The organism is Cryobacterium sp. TMT3-29-2 (assembly GCF_004564305.1).
GTDB classification, from domain to species: Bacteria; Actinomycetota; Actinomycetes; order Actinomycetales; family Microbacteriaceae; genus Cryobacterium; species Cryobacterium sinapicolor.
The window spans coordinates 18388-31383 of sequence record NZ_SOGK01000020.1 but is presented as its reverse complement, the minus strand read 5'-3'; the positions used below and the strand labels follow the sequence as shown (position 1 = coordinate 31383).

At 68.8% G+C, this 12996-nt stretch carries 16 protein-coding genes; 4 read left to right on the top strand and 12 right to left on the bottom strand.

Annotated elements, in window-relative coordinates:
* The 11 genes from E3O67_RS02875 to E3O67_RS02825 form a co-directional block, all read right to left on the bottom strand.
* Positions 1-199: hypothetical protein (locus E3O67_RS02875; protein WP_198418947.1), on the bottom strand; the 199-nt coding region annotated here is incomplete at its 3' end.
* Entirely contained in the window at positions 189-1208 is a 1020-nt protein-coding gene (fliG, locus tag E3O67_RS02870; protein ID WP_134430695.1) for a flagellar motor switch protein FliG, read from the bottom strand. The genes E3O67_RS02875 and fliG, both read right to left, overlap by 11 nt.
* Positions 1205-2800, bottom strand: coding sequence for a flagellar basal-body MS-ring/collar protein FliF (gene fliF / locus E3O67_RS02865; RefSeq protein WP_134430693.1), 1596 nt, complete (start codon positions 2798-2800; stop codon positions 1205-1207). Before fliF ends, fliG begins: the two co-directional genes overlap by 4 nt.
* A complete protein-coding gene (fliE, locus tag E3O67_RS02860) occupies positions 2800-3123 on the bottom strand; it encodes a flagellar hook-basal body complex protein FliE (RefSeq protein WP_166786994.1) in 324 nt (107 codons plus the stop codon). Before fliE ends, fliF begins: the two co-directional genes overlap by 1 nt.
* Positions 3123-3515: a flagellar basal body rod protein FlgC gene (locus tag E3O67_RS02855; RefSeq protein WP_134430691.1), complete on the bottom strand. Its 393-nt coding sequence runs from the start codon at positions 3513-3515 to the stop codon at positions 3123-3125. Before E3O67_RS02855 ends, fliE begins: the two co-directional genes overlap by 1 nt.
* The gene (locus E3O67_RS02850) at positions 3515-3856 is read right to left on the bottom strand and encodes a flagellar basal body protein (RefSeq protein ID WP_134364036.1); all 342 of its coding nucleotides are present in this window, start codon (positions 3854-3856) and stop codon (positions 3515-3517) included. Before E3O67_RS02850 ends, E3O67_RS02855 begins: the two co-directional genes overlap by 1 nt.
* Positions 3857-4091: 235 nt before the next feature.
* Positions 4092-4439, bottom strand: a complete 348-nt coding sequence (locus E3O67_RS02845; protein ID WP_134430688.1) for a hypothetical protein — start codon at positions 4437-4439, stop codon at positions 4092-4094.
* Positions 4432-4860 (bottom strand): flagellar export chaperone FliS, encoded by a 429-nt coding sequence (gene fliS / locus E3O67_RS02840; protein WP_134430704.1) that lies wholly within the window; start codon positions 4858-4860, stop codon positions 4432-4434. The genes E3O67_RS02845 and fliS overlap by 8 nt, the downstream gene beginning before the upstream one ends.
* Before the next feature lie 11 nt (positions 4861-4871).
* On the bottom strand, positions 4872-6191 hold the full coding sequence (gene fliD / locus E3O67_RS02835; RefSeq protein ID WP_135101803.1) for a flagellar filament capping protein FliD: 1320 nt from the start codon (positions 6189-6191) through the stop codon (positions 4872-4874).
* Between the two features lie 173 nt (positions 6192-6364).
* Entirely contained in the window at positions 6365-7216 is an 852-nt protein-coding gene (locus E3O67_RS02830; protein ID WP_194088566.1) for a flagellin, read from the bottom strand.
* A gap of 84 nt (positions 7217-7300) precedes the next feature.
* Complete coding sequence (locus E3O67_RS02825; protein ID WP_135101801.1) at positions 7301-8185, bottom strand: sigma-70 family RNA polymerase sigma factor; 885 nt, start codon at positions 8183-8185, stop codon at positions 7301-7303.
* 437 nt (positions 8186-8622) lie between these two features.
* Here E3O67_RS02825 and E3O67_RS02820 point away from each other — a divergent pair, with 437 nt between their 5' ends.
* Genes E3O67_RS02820 through E3O67_RS02805 form a run of 4 tightly spaced genes read left to right on the top strand, consistent with a single transcriptional unit; the run spans position 8623 to position 11874 of the window.
* Positions 8623-9108 (top strand): flagellar protein FlgN, encoded by a 486-nt coding sequence (locus tag E3O67_RS02820; RefSeq protein ID WP_134430679.1) that lies wholly within the window; start codon positions 8623-8625, stop codon positions 9106-9108.
* A gap of 10 nt (positions 9109-9118) precedes the next feature.
* A complete protein-coding gene (flgK, locus tag E3O67_RS02815) occupies positions 9119-10585 on the top strand; it encodes a flagellar hook-associated protein FlgK (RefSeq protein ID WP_134430677.1) in 1467 nt (488 codons plus the stop codon).
* Positions 10586-10588: 3 nt separating this feature from the next.
* A complete protein-coding gene (flgL, locus tag E3O67_RS02810; protein WP_134430674.1) occupies positions 10589-11479 on the top strand; it encodes a flagellar hook-associated protein FlgL in 891 nt (296 codons plus the stop codon).
* Complete coding sequence (locus E3O67_RS02805; RefSeq protein WP_135101799.1) at positions 11476-11874, top strand: flagellar assembly protein FliW; 399 nt, start codon at positions 11476-11478, stop codon at positions 11872-11874. The genes flgL and E3O67_RS02805 overlap by 4 nt, the downstream gene beginning before the upstream one ends.
* An 87-nt stretch (positions 11875-11961) precedes the next feature.
* Here E3O67_RS02805 and E3O67_RS02800 read toward each other — a convergent pair whose 3' ends face one another.
* The gene (locus E3O67_RS02800; RefSeq protein ID WP_134430668.1) at positions 11962-12333 is read right to left on the bottom strand and encodes a VOC family protein; all 372 of its coding nucleotides are present in this window, start codon (positions 12331-12333) and stop codon (positions 11962-11964) included.
* Positions 12334-12996: the final 663 nt, after the last annotated feature.

Genomic DNA, 12996 nt, shown 5'->3' with positions numbered 1-12996 from the left:
GCACCGCGGCGGCCTGCTCGGCGTCGAGGCGCGCGATGCGGGCGTCCACGTCGGCGGCGGCCGCCCGGAGGCCGGCCGTGTAGCCGGCGGCGTGCCCCCGTGCCCGGGAGGCGCCGTCGCCCTCGTCCCACTCGCCCTGCAGGCTGGGGAAGGTCACGATGGAGAAGTTCGATCGGGCGGACTGCGCGTCAGACGACATAGTCGTCCTCCTCGGAACGCTGCACGGTGATGCTCCCCTGCGCCTCGAGGTCGCGGATGGCGCGCACGATCGTGGCGCGCGCCTCCTCGACCTGCGACACCCGCACGGGTGCCATGGCCTTGACCTCGTCGTCGAGCATTTCCCGGTTGCGCTCGGACAGGTTGGTGCGGATGATCGAGACCACACCGTCCGCGGAGCCCTTCATGGCGATCGCCAGGATGGCCGCGTCGATCCCACGCAGCACCTGCTGCACGTCTCGGTTCTCGAGCTTGACGATGTCGGCGAAGGTCAGCATCCGTGACCGGACCTCTTCAGCCAGGGCGGGATCGCGCGCGTCGAGTGCTTCGAGGAGGGCGCGTTCGGTCGCGACATCGGCCCGGTTGATGATCTCCACGAGCGGCTGGATTCCGCCGACGATCTCCACCGAGTCGCGGGAGGATGCGACGGCGCCGACCCGGGCCTTGAGGGTCTCGGTGACCACGCGCACGGCCTCGGGGGTGGCCGTGCCCATGCCTGCGATGCACTGGGCCACCTCGGCGCGCAGGTCGGCGTCGAGCCCGCCGAGCACGGCGGACGCGTGGCCGGGGCGCAGGTGCGCGAGCACGAGGGCGACGGTCTGGGGCAGTTCGCCGTCGAGGAGGGTCAGGATCTGCAGTGGTTCGGCGGCGTCGAGGAATTCGAAGGCCTTGCCGGCCATCGACGAGGCCACCTTGACCATGACCCCGGCGGCCCGTTCCGCGCCGAAGGATGCCTCGAGCAGGCCGATCGCGTAGGCGTGGCCGCCGCGTCTCGTGCGGGTGCCCTTGACGGTCAGTTCGTGGAACTCCAGAACGGTGGTCTCGGTCACGTCCGGGTCGACGCGGCGCAGCTGCACCATTTCCGCGGCGATATCGGCGGCCTCGGCCTCGGTGAACTGCTTCATCACCTCGGTGGCGCGCTGGTGCTCCATGTTCATCAGCACCACGGCGACCTTCTGGGTGCCGGTCAGGACCGGCTGGGCGTCGATCATGCCGGCTGCCGGTCATCCATCAGGCCGCGGAGGTATTCCGCGGTCTTGGCGGGATCCCGCTGGGCCATGTTGTCGATCTCGACCCGCATCCGGTCGGCGGTCGGCGGCAGGTAGGCCACGGTCGGCGAGGGGTCGATCATGATCGGCGCGATCGGCGCGCTGAGCGGGAACGGCATCTCCGGCGCGCCGAGCGCGGGCCGGACCTCCATCATCTCGTCGAGTTCGATCGCCTCGCGGCTCTGGCGGCGCGAACGCCGAGCGTAGAGGATGAGCCCCAGCACGAAGGTGCCCACGATCCCCGCGGTGATGATGGCGATGCGCATGATCCCGGCCAACCGGTCGGCGGCCGCCTCGGCTTCGGCCGCGGCGAGGGCGGCGGCGGCATCCGCCGCCGCGCCGCCGTTGAAGCTGACGACCTCGACGGTGACCGCGTCACCGCGCTGCGCGTCGATGCCGGCGGCGGAGGCCACCAGCGAGGTGACGTCGGCGACGTTGAGTTGGCCAACGGCGTCCGCGTTCACGGCCACGGAGACCGTCTGCCGGTTGATCTCCCCGGCCGGAATGGTGCGGGTCTCGGTGATCTTGTTGACCGCGTTGTTCTTGGTGGTGTCCTCGGAGGTGAAGGTTCCGTCACCCTCGGTGCCCGCCGGGACCGCGATGTTGTCCGGGCCCAGGACCCCGGCCGCGGAGCCGCCGGAACCCGTGTACGACTCGGTTTTGACGGCCTCGTTGAGGGCCGGGGCATCCGTCGGGGTGGTGAACGACTCCTCGACCCGCTGGGCCGACTGGTAGCTCATGTCCGCGGCCACGACGACGGTCGCGTTGCCGGGCCCGACGACCTTGTCCAGCATGGCCTGCACGGCGCCGCGCACGCGGTCTTCGTAGGCGCCGGCCTGCTGGTCGGCCGAGCCGGTGGCCCCCACGCCGACGGCCGAGAGAACGACGCCGGCGGAGTCGATGACGGCCACATCGGTGGGCGCCATCCCTTCGATCGAGGCGGAGGTGAGGTGCACGATGGCCTGCACCTGGTCGGCGTTGAGGGTGCTTCCGGTGGCCGTTTCCACGAAGACGGATGCCGTGGGGTCGCTCTGCTCCGACGCGAAAACGGTCTCTTCCGGGATCGCCAGGCGGACCGAGGCGTTCTTGACGCCCTTCATGGCCATGACTGTGTTGGCGATTTCGCCCTCGAGCGCCCGCTTGTACGTGACCGACTGCTGGAATTCGCTGGACGTGACGCCCATGGTGTCGAGCAGGCCGTAACCGCTCGTGCTGGAGGACGGCAGTCCGGCCGCGGCGGCCTTGAGGCGTTCGTCGTAGACGTTCTCCTGCGGAACCAGGATCGTTCCGCCGCCGTCGCTGAGCTCGTAGGCAACCCCGTCGGTGCGGAGCTGTTCGACGATGGTGTTGGCATCGGATCCGCTCAGCCCGGAGAACAGGGGCGTGTAGGCCGGTTTGGTGACCCACAGGCTCAGGGCGGCGATGCCCAGGGCGAGCACGGCGACGCCGATGATGGCGACGGTGCGCTGCGCGACGGAGAAGGAGCTGATGCTACGGCCGAGGCGTTCGAAGGCCGATGTGATCGGACGCGGCATCAGGCCTGCATCCTCATGATCTCGTTGAACGCGTCGACGCCCTTATTGCGCACTGCGGCGACGAGTTCGAGGGTGACCTGGGCGCGCGTCGATGCCAGGGTGGCGGAGTGGATGTCGGTCAGGTTGCCGGTCACGGCCTGCACCGCAAGCGTGTTCGAGCTGGCCTGCAGCTGCTGGAGGTTGTCGACGGCGCCGACCAGGGCGCTGCCGAAGGCCGAGCCGTCGGTTCCCTGGGCGCCTGGGCTTGCCTGCATGCCCTGCACGCCGGTGAGGTATCCGGTGCCGGTCACGGACTGGATCGGGTTGATCGAACCGATGGTCATCAGGAGCGTCCAATCTGGAGTGCGGCTTCGTAGGTCGTCTTCGCGCGGTCGACGACGGCGGCGTTGGCCTGGTAGCCGCGCTGCGCCATGATCAGCGCGCCCATCTGCTCGGACATGTCGATGTCCGGGCGCCGCACGTAGCCGGCCTCGTCGGCGAGAGGGTTGTTCGGGTCGAAGGTCAGGAGTCCCTCGGCGTCGCCGAGTGCAGTTCCGGCCGCGTAGGCGCCGGTGGTGCCCTGGCCGGCCTGCGCGACGATGTAGCGCGCCTGGAAAGCGTCACCGTCGGTGGAGGTGACCGTGTTCGCGTTGGCGATGTTGTCCGCCACGGCGTCGAGCCATTTGCGGTGCAGAGTGAGGCCGCTGCCGGCGATCCCGATGGCGTCGAGCGTCATCAGCTGGTCCGCATCGCGGAGCGCATGGCCGTGAACGGCCCGTTGACGGCCTGAGCCGCGAACTGGTAGCGCAGCACCGTGTCGATGTTGGAGAGGGTCTCGGTGTCGAGGTTGACGTTGTTGCCGTCGAGGCGGGTGGGCTCGAGGGAACTGGCCGTGGTGGCGACCGTGCTGCCGCTGCCGGCTTCGACCGACTTCGCCAGGGCATCCTCGAACGCCACGCGCTTGGCGTGGTAGTTCGGGGTGTTCACGTTCGCGATGTTGTTCGCAATGGTGCGCTGGCGCAGGGCCAGTCCGTCCAGGGCACTGGTGAGTGCAGTGGCGGTCACGGATTCAAGCACGGATTACCCGATTCGTCGTAAAAAACGAGTGCGGCCGATCCGTGGCCTGTGGTCGAGCAATCCCTGCTCGCTCGTAGCTATCGGCCGGTGGCCGAGGGGCGTTAGGAGTCGAGGCGAAACTTTCTCCCGCACGCTCAAAGCGGATTGCCGCGACTGTCGCCGCATCGGACAAGTGTTGCCGGCGCACGGGCAACAGTTGTCCGATCGGGCAACAGTTCGTGGCGGGTGGCGGGAGTCAGCCGGCTATGTCGAGGTAGACGGCCTGATCGGTGTGTTGGGCGGAGATGATGGTGCGCACGGCGGCGAGGTGCACGCCGGCGGAGCGCCGGGCATCCTCGATCTCGCTGATGAGTTCGAGCTGGCCGGAGATCAGGCGCCGAGCGCGCTTCTCGAGGTCGAGTGGCAGCTGGCCGAGGTGCTCGGGTGCACGCCACTGCACGCCGGTGGAGAATCGCTCCCCCGGGCCGGCAAGCACGGCGTCCCGGGCGCCGCAGCCCAGGCTCGTTTCGAGCTGGTCGAGCACGTCCAGCCACTCCTGGCGGGCGTCGGTGACGTCGCGTGGCCCCACCAGCAGCCTAGGCAAGACCGTACTCCCCGCCGGCACGCGCCGCGCTCTGGGCCGGCAGCAGCGCGGCCGCTTCGTGCCAGGTCTGCCGCAGCGGTTCGAGGAGGGCGATGGCCTCCCGGGTTCGGGCGACATCCCGATGGATGTTGGCGCTCATCAACGCGTTCGACACGTAGGTGTACAGGGCGAACAGTCCTTCGCCGCCCTCCCAGGCCTCCACGTTGAGCGAGGTCGACAGTTCGGAGACGATCGCCTGGGCGTGCAGGAGGTTCTCCGAGGCGACGGCCCAGTCCTCGATGTTCTGCGCGATCTCGGCGCGGCCGAGGTCGAGCAGCAACCGGTCGTAGAGCATCGTCAGCAGGCGCACCGGCGTCGCCGAGAGCACCGCTTCGCGGTTCAACTGTGCGCGCCGGGCCTGGGCCCCACCCATCATGCTCATCACTGCCATCATCATCCTGTGCTCGAGGTCGGGAGCCCGGCAACCTGGGCGCTCAGCCACGAGGACTGTGCCTTCAGGGCGCTGAGCTGGGTTTCCAGTGCGGTGTAGGTGCTCTGCAGGGTTGCCCGGCGGGTGGCCAGGCTGCGGTCCCAGTCGGCGATGCGGTCGCCGAGGTTGCGCACGGTGGACTGCTCGCCGGTGATCTTCTGGGTGAGCTGGCCGTCGTATTTGTCGGAGGCAGTGGTGGCGGCGGCCGCGACCCGCGTGGCGATCTCCGTCACGGCGGCCTTCACCGTGGTCGGGTCTTTGGCGAGGGCGGCCGCGAATTTGGCGGCGTCGAACTCCATGGTGCCCGATCGGGTGATGCTGATGCCGTACTCCGACGGGGAGCGCCCGTTCACGGGCATCGACGCCGCCGACAGGAGGCGCTGCTTGGTGTCGCGGATGGTGCTGTCGCCGGAGAAGACCCCCGCTGTCGTGCTGGTGACCCCGGAGGAGTTCGTGGTCGTGCTCACGGCCGAGCGATTCTGGATCACCGCGAGGATGCCGTTCAGGGATGTGACGAGATCCGAGGCGGTCTTGCTGATCTGCGCGTCGTCGCGACCCACGGTGATGCTCACCGGGTCGGCCGACGCGGCGGAGACCCTGAGCGTCATGCCGGGCAGGATGCCGGCGAACGTGTTGGTCGCGGAGGTGACCTTCTGCTCGGCCAAGGTGCCGGCCCAGAGAGTGATCTCGGCATCCTGGGCGGCCTTGGTCTGGGTCATCGGGACGGGCGTTCCGGAGATGGTGACGCCCGCGGCGGCCCCGGGCCCGGTGGCCGTGAACTGCAGGCGGAAGCCGTCGGCTCCCACGGCGACCTTGGTCGCGGTGACGCCGGCGCCGGCCGCGTTGACGGCGGAGACCATGTCGTCGAGGGAGGTCGAGGCAGCCGTGACGGTCGTGACCGTGCCGTCGGCCCTGGTCAGGGTGAGGGTGGTGTCGGGCCAGACCGTGACCGGGCCGGACACCACGACCTGGGTCTGGGCGAGCTTACCGACGACCAGGTCGAGCTGGCCGGCGGCGGCGCCGGCCGAGGTGGCCACGGTGACGCCGGTGGAACTGCTGGTGGCGGAGTAGACGTCGAGGGCGGCCGGCTTGGCGGCCTTCGTGGCCAAATCGGCGAGGGCGGCGACCTGGGTGTTCAGACCCTGGAGCGCCGTGATCATGGTCTGGGCCGACGAGACCTTGGCCTTGAGCTGGGTCTGCGGAACCGCCTCGACCTGCATCAGCGAGTTGATCAGGCTGGTGGTGTCGAGGCCGCTGGCAAGGCCGTCGATCGTGGTGGCCATGTCGTCACCTCCTTCTCGTACCGGGTCGTGCTGGATGCTGCGTGGGTTACGCCGGTTCTACCGGTGAAACGTGAATGGCTGGTGGCGCCCGAGCGATGAGGTCCAGTTCATCTCTGGGGTCACCACCAGCCATAGTTCACCGTGCGGTCTCCCGAAAGGTTCAGCTCACCGGTTTAGCGGAGGAGCTGCAGCACGCCCTGGTTGGACTGGTTGGCCTGCGCGAGCATGGCGGTACCGGCCTGCGAGAGGATGCTCGAACGGGTGTACTTGACCATTTCCTCGGCCATGTCGGTGTCGCGGATACGCGAGCCGGCAGCGGTGAGGTTCTCCTTCGAGACGGCCAGGTTCTTGATGACGCTCTCGAACCGGTTCTGGTCGGCACCGAGCGAAGCGCGCGACGTCGACACGGCCTTGATGGTGGTGTCCAAAGTGCCAATTGTCGTCAACGCTGCGGCGCTGTCGGCGAACCCTGTGGCTGCGAGTCCAGAAACCGTTGTTCCGATTGCAGCGACATTCGTGAACGTAACCGCGATCTGGTCCGCGGTCGCGGAGCTCCCGGCCCCAACCTGGAAGGTCAGTTTCGTCTCTGTCGCGGGAGCCACAGGAGCGCCAAGCAGCTGGGTGCCGTTGAAGTTCGTGGACTCGCTGATTCGAGTCAGCTCCTTGCCGAGGGCGGTGACTTCAGTGGCGATCGCCTTGCGCGAGTCGGCGTTGTTCGAGTCGTTACCGGCCTGAACGGCGAGGTCACGAACGCGCTGCAGGATCGAGGTGACTTCGCTCAAGGACCCTTCCGCGGTCTGGATGACCGAGATGCCATCCTGGGCGTTGCGGCTGGCGACCGTGAGGCCGCCGACCTGCGACTTGAGGCCCTCGGAGATGGCCAGGCCGGCCGCGTCATCCGCTGCGCGGTTGATGCGGAGGCCGCTGGACAGCTTCTCCAGGGACTTGGACATGTCGTTCTGCGTGGCGGCCAGGTTGCGGTACGTGTTGTTGGCCGCGAGGTTGGTGTTGATCTGCATACCCATGATGAAATCCTCCGTGATTGGGTGGTGAGCGTCTGGCCATCCATGGCCTGACGTTGAGAGCTATCGGCCTCTGACGAGAACGCGTTAGCCGTTGACCGAAAAAACTTCCCGGGTTTCTGATCCGGCAGATCCGGCAGAGTCGAGTGAGTCCGACAGGTCCGTCGAACCGGCGGCATACGCCACTCCGCTCGCGGTGGCGGGGCCGAGCATGGCCTGATCGGCGAGGCGGGCCAGGTAGGCGCTGCGGCGGGCCGGCGCGATGCGGGACTCGGGCACGTATTCCACCTCGGCGTCGTCGGCGTAGTGCGTGCCGAGGCCATCGCGGAGCAGACGGATGGCCTCCGTACGCTGCTGGGACACGGCCGAGTGGGTGATTCCTAGCTCGGCAGCGATCTCCTTGACCGAGCGGTCGTCGAAGTAGACCTGCTGCACGATCAGGCGCATCCTCTCCGGCAGCGCCGCGATGGCGGCGTGCAGGTAGGCCAGTCGTTCGGCGGAGAGCAGCGAGTCGCCGGGCAGTTCGGTGGCGGAGACCAGGAACTCGGCGGTGGCGTCGTCGAGGGTCGACACGGTGCGCTCCGAGTCGGACAGGCCGGCGATCGCGGTCTCCCGGTCCACGCCGAGGGCCGCGGCGACCTCGTCTACGGATGCCGCACGGCCGAGGGCGCCGGCCAGCGTCTGCTGCACGGCGCGGGTCTCCTTGATACGGCGGCGGGCCATCCGGGTGGCCCAGTCGTTGGAGCGCATCTCGTCGGCGAAGGCGCCGACGATGCGGCGCCGTGCGAACGCGCCGAACGGAACGCCGAGGTCGGCGTTGTAGGCATCCGCCGAAGTGATCAGAGCGAGAGCGCCGGCCGAGGCCAGGTCGTCGCGGGAGAGGTGGCGCGCCTTGGCCCACGTCTCGGAGACGAGGTAGCCGACGAGGGGGAGGTTGTCGATCACCAACTGATTGCGGTCTACCCGATTCACACGAACTCCCTGAGGTGCTTGGTACCTGAAATAACCCGCTCAGTCGGCGAACCTGGCTGAACGAGTGGCCGGGTAGGCACTGGGACGTTGCGAGAAAGCAGGGTGTGGAGCTGGGTTTCGGGCCCGGGCCGGAGAACTGATCGGCCTCGTTAAAACGTAAAGGAGTGGTCGGTGGGTAAAAACGCAACGGTGCCCCCACAACGGGGCCAGGCACCCCCACATCGGGGCGGCTCCCCCCGCAACGGGGGGTCAGGCAGCCGGCATCCGCCACAATCGTGTCCCCGTTTTAGTGGACACGTTCAGGCGTGGCTGGCAGTCTGAATCCACACCGTGGCTAACCGGGGGCCGTCACCTGCCGATAGTCGTGGTAACAAGCCGTTGAGCTGCGCGAATCCGCGCGGACCGGCCGCACCAGACAACAGGGAGTTGGAGGAGACATGGGCGCCAATGAACTCTCAGCGTTGCTGTGGCGTGAGCGGGAGCTCCTCGAACTCCTCGTCTTCAAACTCGACGAGGAACAGCTGCTGCTGACCAACGGCAAGACCCGCTGGCTGCAGCAGGGCACCCGCGAGGTGGAGCAGGTGCTCGGCCATGTTCGGGATGCCGGCCTCGCCCGCTCGGTCGAGGTTGCCGCCGTCGCCCTCGAGTGGGGAACGACCGAAGACGCCACCCTGCGCGAGCTGGTCGCTCGCGCCCCCTCCGGCCCGTGGTCCGAGATCATGGCCGCGCACCTGAAGGCGATGGGCGAACTGACCACCCAGATCAAGGAACTGCGCGACGCCAACGAACAGCTGCTGCGCTCCGCCGCCCGCTCCACGCAGGAGACGCTGGCCGACGTGCGCCCGAACACGCAGACGTATGACGCCACCGGGGCCGCCGGCGCCCGAGCCACCGGCTCCCGACTGTTCGACCAGATTCTGTGAGGATGCCGCGATGAGCACGTTCGGAGGTCTCAACACCGCGTACACCGGCCTGGTCGCCGCCCGGCAGGGCCTCGACGTGGTGGGGCAGAACATCGCCAACGCCAACACGGAGGGGTACACCCGCCAGCGGGTGACGACCTCCGCGGTGGACGCGGCCGACCGAGTCGGTCTGATGAACTCCGGGGTGCTCCCCGGCCAGGGCGTCAGCGTCGACGGAATCGCCCGCCTCGGCAGCGCGTCGCTGGACGCCCAGGTGCGTGCCACCGCGGCGGTCGCCGGGTATTCGGCGGTGCGGGCCAACGCTCTGGGCGCAGTGGAGGCCTCGATGCAGGAGCCCGGCGAGAACGGTCTCTCCGCCCAGCTGCAGGAGTTCTGGGCCGGTTGGGGTGACGTGGCCAACGCCGCCGGCGAGACCGCACCCACCGGGGTGCTCCTGGCCCAGGCCGGCGCCGTCACCACCCAGATCAGCCGGGGTTACCAGGCGGTCTCCACCCAGTGGTCGTCCGAGCGCGAGAGCGTGGACACCCTGGTCGCCGAGATCAACGGCGCAGCCGGCCAGGTGGCCGAGCTGAATGCGCGCATCCGTCAGAGCGTCGCCGGCGGCGGCAACGCCAACGAGTTGATCGACCGGCGCAGCCGGCTCACCACGACGCTGGCCGCCCTCACCGGCGGCACCCTCGTCGACCGCACCGACGGAACCGTGGATGTTCTCCTGGGCGGCAATGCGCTGGTCACCGGCGACACCGCCCGCCCGCTCGTCGCCCTCGGCGCCCGCACCCTCGACGGTCCGAACGGCCTCACCAGCCCGGCGGGCGCCACCAACCCCGTGCGGGTGGAGTGGGCCGACCGCGCCGGGGCGATCCCCGTGGACGGCGGCGAACTGGCCGGTGCGCTCTCTCTGCTCACTCGAGCGGATGCCTCCGGCACCGGCGGCGCCCTCGCCGAGGCCGCGGTGGCGTACAACTCCTTCGCCACGAATCTGGCCGCCACGGTCAACGGCATCTACTCCACCGGCGACAATTCGACCCTCCCCGGCGCCTTCTTCGGCTCGACGGGCACGGGACCGGCCGCACTGGGCCTGTTCGTCAGGCCGTCGACCGCCGCCGAGCTCACGACCGGGCTCGCCGCGAACGGCGCCCTCGACGGCTCCATCGCCGACCGGATCGCTCAGCTGGGGGCCGGTACGGCCGTGGACGGTGCCGGCAACCCCGTGCGGTCCCCCAGCATCGACTGGTCGAACGTCGTCACCTCGCTCGCCGTGACGACGAAGAACGAGCTGCGCCAGGCGTCCCTCGCCGACCTCACCTCCCGCGCCGCCGTGAACGCCCAGCTGTCGAATTCCTCCGTCGATCTCGACGAGGAGAACGTCAACCTGCTCATGTTCCAGCACGCCTACCAGGGTGCCGCCCGCGTGCTGACCGCCGTGGACGAGATGCTCGACACCCTGATCAACCGCACCGGACTGGTGGGAAGGTAACCCATGATCTCCCGAGTCACCACCCAGACCCAGATGCGCTCGGCGCAGACCAACCTGCAGGCCAACCTCGCCCGGATGGCACAGCTGCAGGAGCAGGTCACCTCGCTCACGGCCATCACGCGCCCGTCCGACGACCCGGCCCGGGCCGCCGATTCCCTCGCTGTTCGTGCCGAGCAGCGCGCGGTCACGCAGTATGCCCGCAATGCCGACAACGGCGACGGATGGCTGACCGCCGCCGGCACCGCCCTGGCGGAGGCCACCGATCTACTGAACCAGATTCGCGACCTGACCGTGCAGGGAGCCAACGCCGGCGCCCTCTCCCCGGCCGCGAAGGAGGCCATCGCGGCCCGCCTCGACGGCCTCACCCAGAACCTGCTCGCACAGGCGAACGCCGGCTACCTGGGCCGCAGCGTCTTCGCCGGGAATTCGGATGCCGGCGTCGCTTTCCGGGCCGGCCCCGACTTCACCTTCACCGGCACGGCGACCGCGAGCGTGGACCGTCGCATCGGAGCGCACACCACCGTGAAGGTCGACGCCGACGGCGCCGCCATCTTCGGCGAGGGGGACGCCTCGATCTTTGCCCTGATCGGCGTCATCGCCGACGATCTGCGTACCGGCACGAACGTGGGCAGCCACCTCGCGGCCGTAGACTTGGCGATGAAAACCGTGCTCACGGCGCACACCGATGTCGGTGTTCGCCAGGCCCAGATCCAGAAAGCGGGGGAGGCACTCGTGCAGCACACAGGAAATCTCGAGGCCCAACGCGCCGGAATCGAGGATGTCGACCTCGGCCAGGCCATCCTGGATCTGAAACTGCAGGAGGTCACCTACCAGGCGGCCCTCTCGGTCACCGCCCGGGTGCTCCAGCCGACGCTGATGGACTTCCTGCGATGAGCGCCGGCACCGTGACCGCCGCCCTGAGCTTCGTGTCCCCGCCGCCCGGGCTCGACCCGCTGACCGAGTTCAGCCTGACCGAGATTCCCGGCGCCGACGGTCTGTTCTCGCTGCAGTCCGCCGAGGACCAGCGAACCCGCCTGTTCGTGCTCGACGCATCCGTCTACCTGCCCGACTACTCCCCCGTGATCAGCGACGAGCACGCGGCATCGCTCGACCTGAGCGCGCCGGATGACGCGCTGCTGCTCGTGGTGACCAACCCCGGCGAAGACGGAACGACCGTGAACCTGATGGCGCCGATCGTCGTCAACGCCGTCACCGGTCGCTCCGCCCAGATCATCCTCGACGGTCAGGACTGGCCGCTCCGCGCCGAGCTGGGTGCCCACTCGGCCTGACCTGCCTCGGCCCGAACTGCACGGAACGGCGACCGGCAGAGAACCGGGCGGCGCCTCCGCGCCACCCGGGATCGGTGAGTGGACCGGCTAGATCGTCTGCGAGATGCAGATGAAGTTGCCTTCGGTGTCGCGGAACCAGGCCGATTTCATGTCGTCGGCCGTGACGACCCCGTTCACGGTCTTCATGCCGGGGATGTCGAATTCCTCGAAGACGACCCCGCGTTCGCGGAGCGTGCTCATCTCCGTGTCGAGGTCATCCGTGATCCAGCCCATCTGGGTGTTCTGGGCCGTGCCGGCGTTGCTGGTCTCGTAGATCTCGAAAACGGATCCCGACCCGACGTGGTAGACGAGGGTTCCCTCGTGGATTTCGTCGGGGTCGAGGCCGAGAGCGTCGTGGTAGAACGACCGGGCTCGCTTGAGATTTGCCGCCGGTAACACGGTGTGCAGTTCTTTCAGCATTGTGAAACGCCTCCTTGGTGGTGCAGATGATTCGTGGCGCGTGTGGAGGGATGAACGTGGAAGCCGCCGCGTATCGGGCAACCCGCGCCGCATCGGATGCCGTTGTGGGCGTGCTTCCGGGCCGGAGTGCCGGCCGCCGGCAAAGCGGTGGGCGCGAACTGTGGCCGGAACTCCGCGCCCAGCGGGGAGTGGTTGACTACCCCGGCGGGCGTTGACTTTTCGCTTTTCCACCCCGAATATACGCCGCTCCACCTCGCGGCGCACCCTGTAGAACCCGGCGAACGTTCTACCCTGCGCCGGCTTGCATACCCTGCGCCGGCTGCCATACCCTGCGCCACGACCCCGGTGACCCGATCTCCGGAGCTTCGCCCGCGGCATCCGTCGCGACCGACGGCACTGACTGAGGAGATTGTCGCGACGCGCCGCTCACCAGGCGCCAAAACCGGCGTGTCCCGACAATCTCCTCAACTACGTGACATCGGACGCGTTCTGCCGGCCCCGCAACGGAGGCCCACCGGTTCGCCGAGACCGTGGCCCGTGACGCGGCCTGTTCAGCGAAGGCCGCACTGGCCAGGTACCCCTGACCCGGTGGCGCTATGTTCTGCTGCCGGCCGGAACCCCGAAGGGGACCTCACCGACCGGGCGCCCGTTCGTCAGCGAGCC

What these genes read in the sequence shown, in the direction of transcription:
- fliG (WP_134430695.1), bottom strand. Translation starts at nt 1,208, where the DNA reads ATGATCGACGCCCAGCCGGTCCTGACCGGCACCCAGAAGGTCGCCGTG.
- fliF (WP_134430693.1), bottom strand. Translation starts at nt 2,800, where the DNA reads ATGCCGCGTCCGATCACATCGGCCTTCGAACGCCTCGGCCGTAGCATC.
- fliE (WP_166786994.1), bottom strand. Translation starts at nt 3,123, where the DNA reads ATGACCATCGGTTCGATCAACCCGATCCAGTCCGTGACCGGCACCGGA.
- E3O67_RS02855 (WP_134430691.1), bottom strand. Translation starts at nt 3,515, where the DNA reads ATGACGCTCGACGCCATCGGGATCGCCGGCAGCGGCCTCACTCTGCAC.
- fliS (WP_134430704.1), bottom strand. Translation starts at nt 4,860, where the DNA reads ATGAGCATGATGGGTGGGGCCCAGGCCCGGCGCGCACAGTTGAACCGC.
- fliD (WP_135101803.1), bottom strand. Translation starts at nt 6,191, where the DNA reads ATGGCCACCACGATCGACGGCCTTGCCAGCGGCCTCGACACCACCAGC.
- E3O67_RS02830 (WP_194088566.1), bottom strand. Translation starts at nt 7,216, where the DNA reads ATGGGTATGCAGATCAACACCAACCTCGCGGCCAACAACACGTACCGC.
- E3O67_RS02820 (WP_134430679.1), top strand. Translation starts at nt 8,623, where the DNA reads ATGGGCGCCAATGAACTCTCAGCGTTGCTGTGGCGTGAGCGGGAGCTC.
- flgK (WP_134430677.1), top strand. Translation starts at nt 9,119, where the DNA reads ATGAGCACGTTCGGAGGTCTCAACACCGCGTACACCGGCCTGGTCGCC.
- flgL (WP_134430674.1), top strand. Translation starts at nt 10,589, where the DNA reads ATGATCTCCCGAGTCACCACCCAGACCCAGATGCGCTCGGCGCAGACC.
- E3O67_RS02805 (WP_135101799.1), top strand. Translation starts at nt 11,476, where the DNA reads ATGAGCGCCGGCACCGTGACCGCCGCCCTGAGCTTCGTGTCCCCGCCG.
- E3O67_RS02800 (WP_134430668.1), bottom strand. Translation starts at nt 12,333, where the DNA reads ATGCTGAAAGAACTGCACACCGTGTTACCGGCGGCAAATCTCAAGCGA.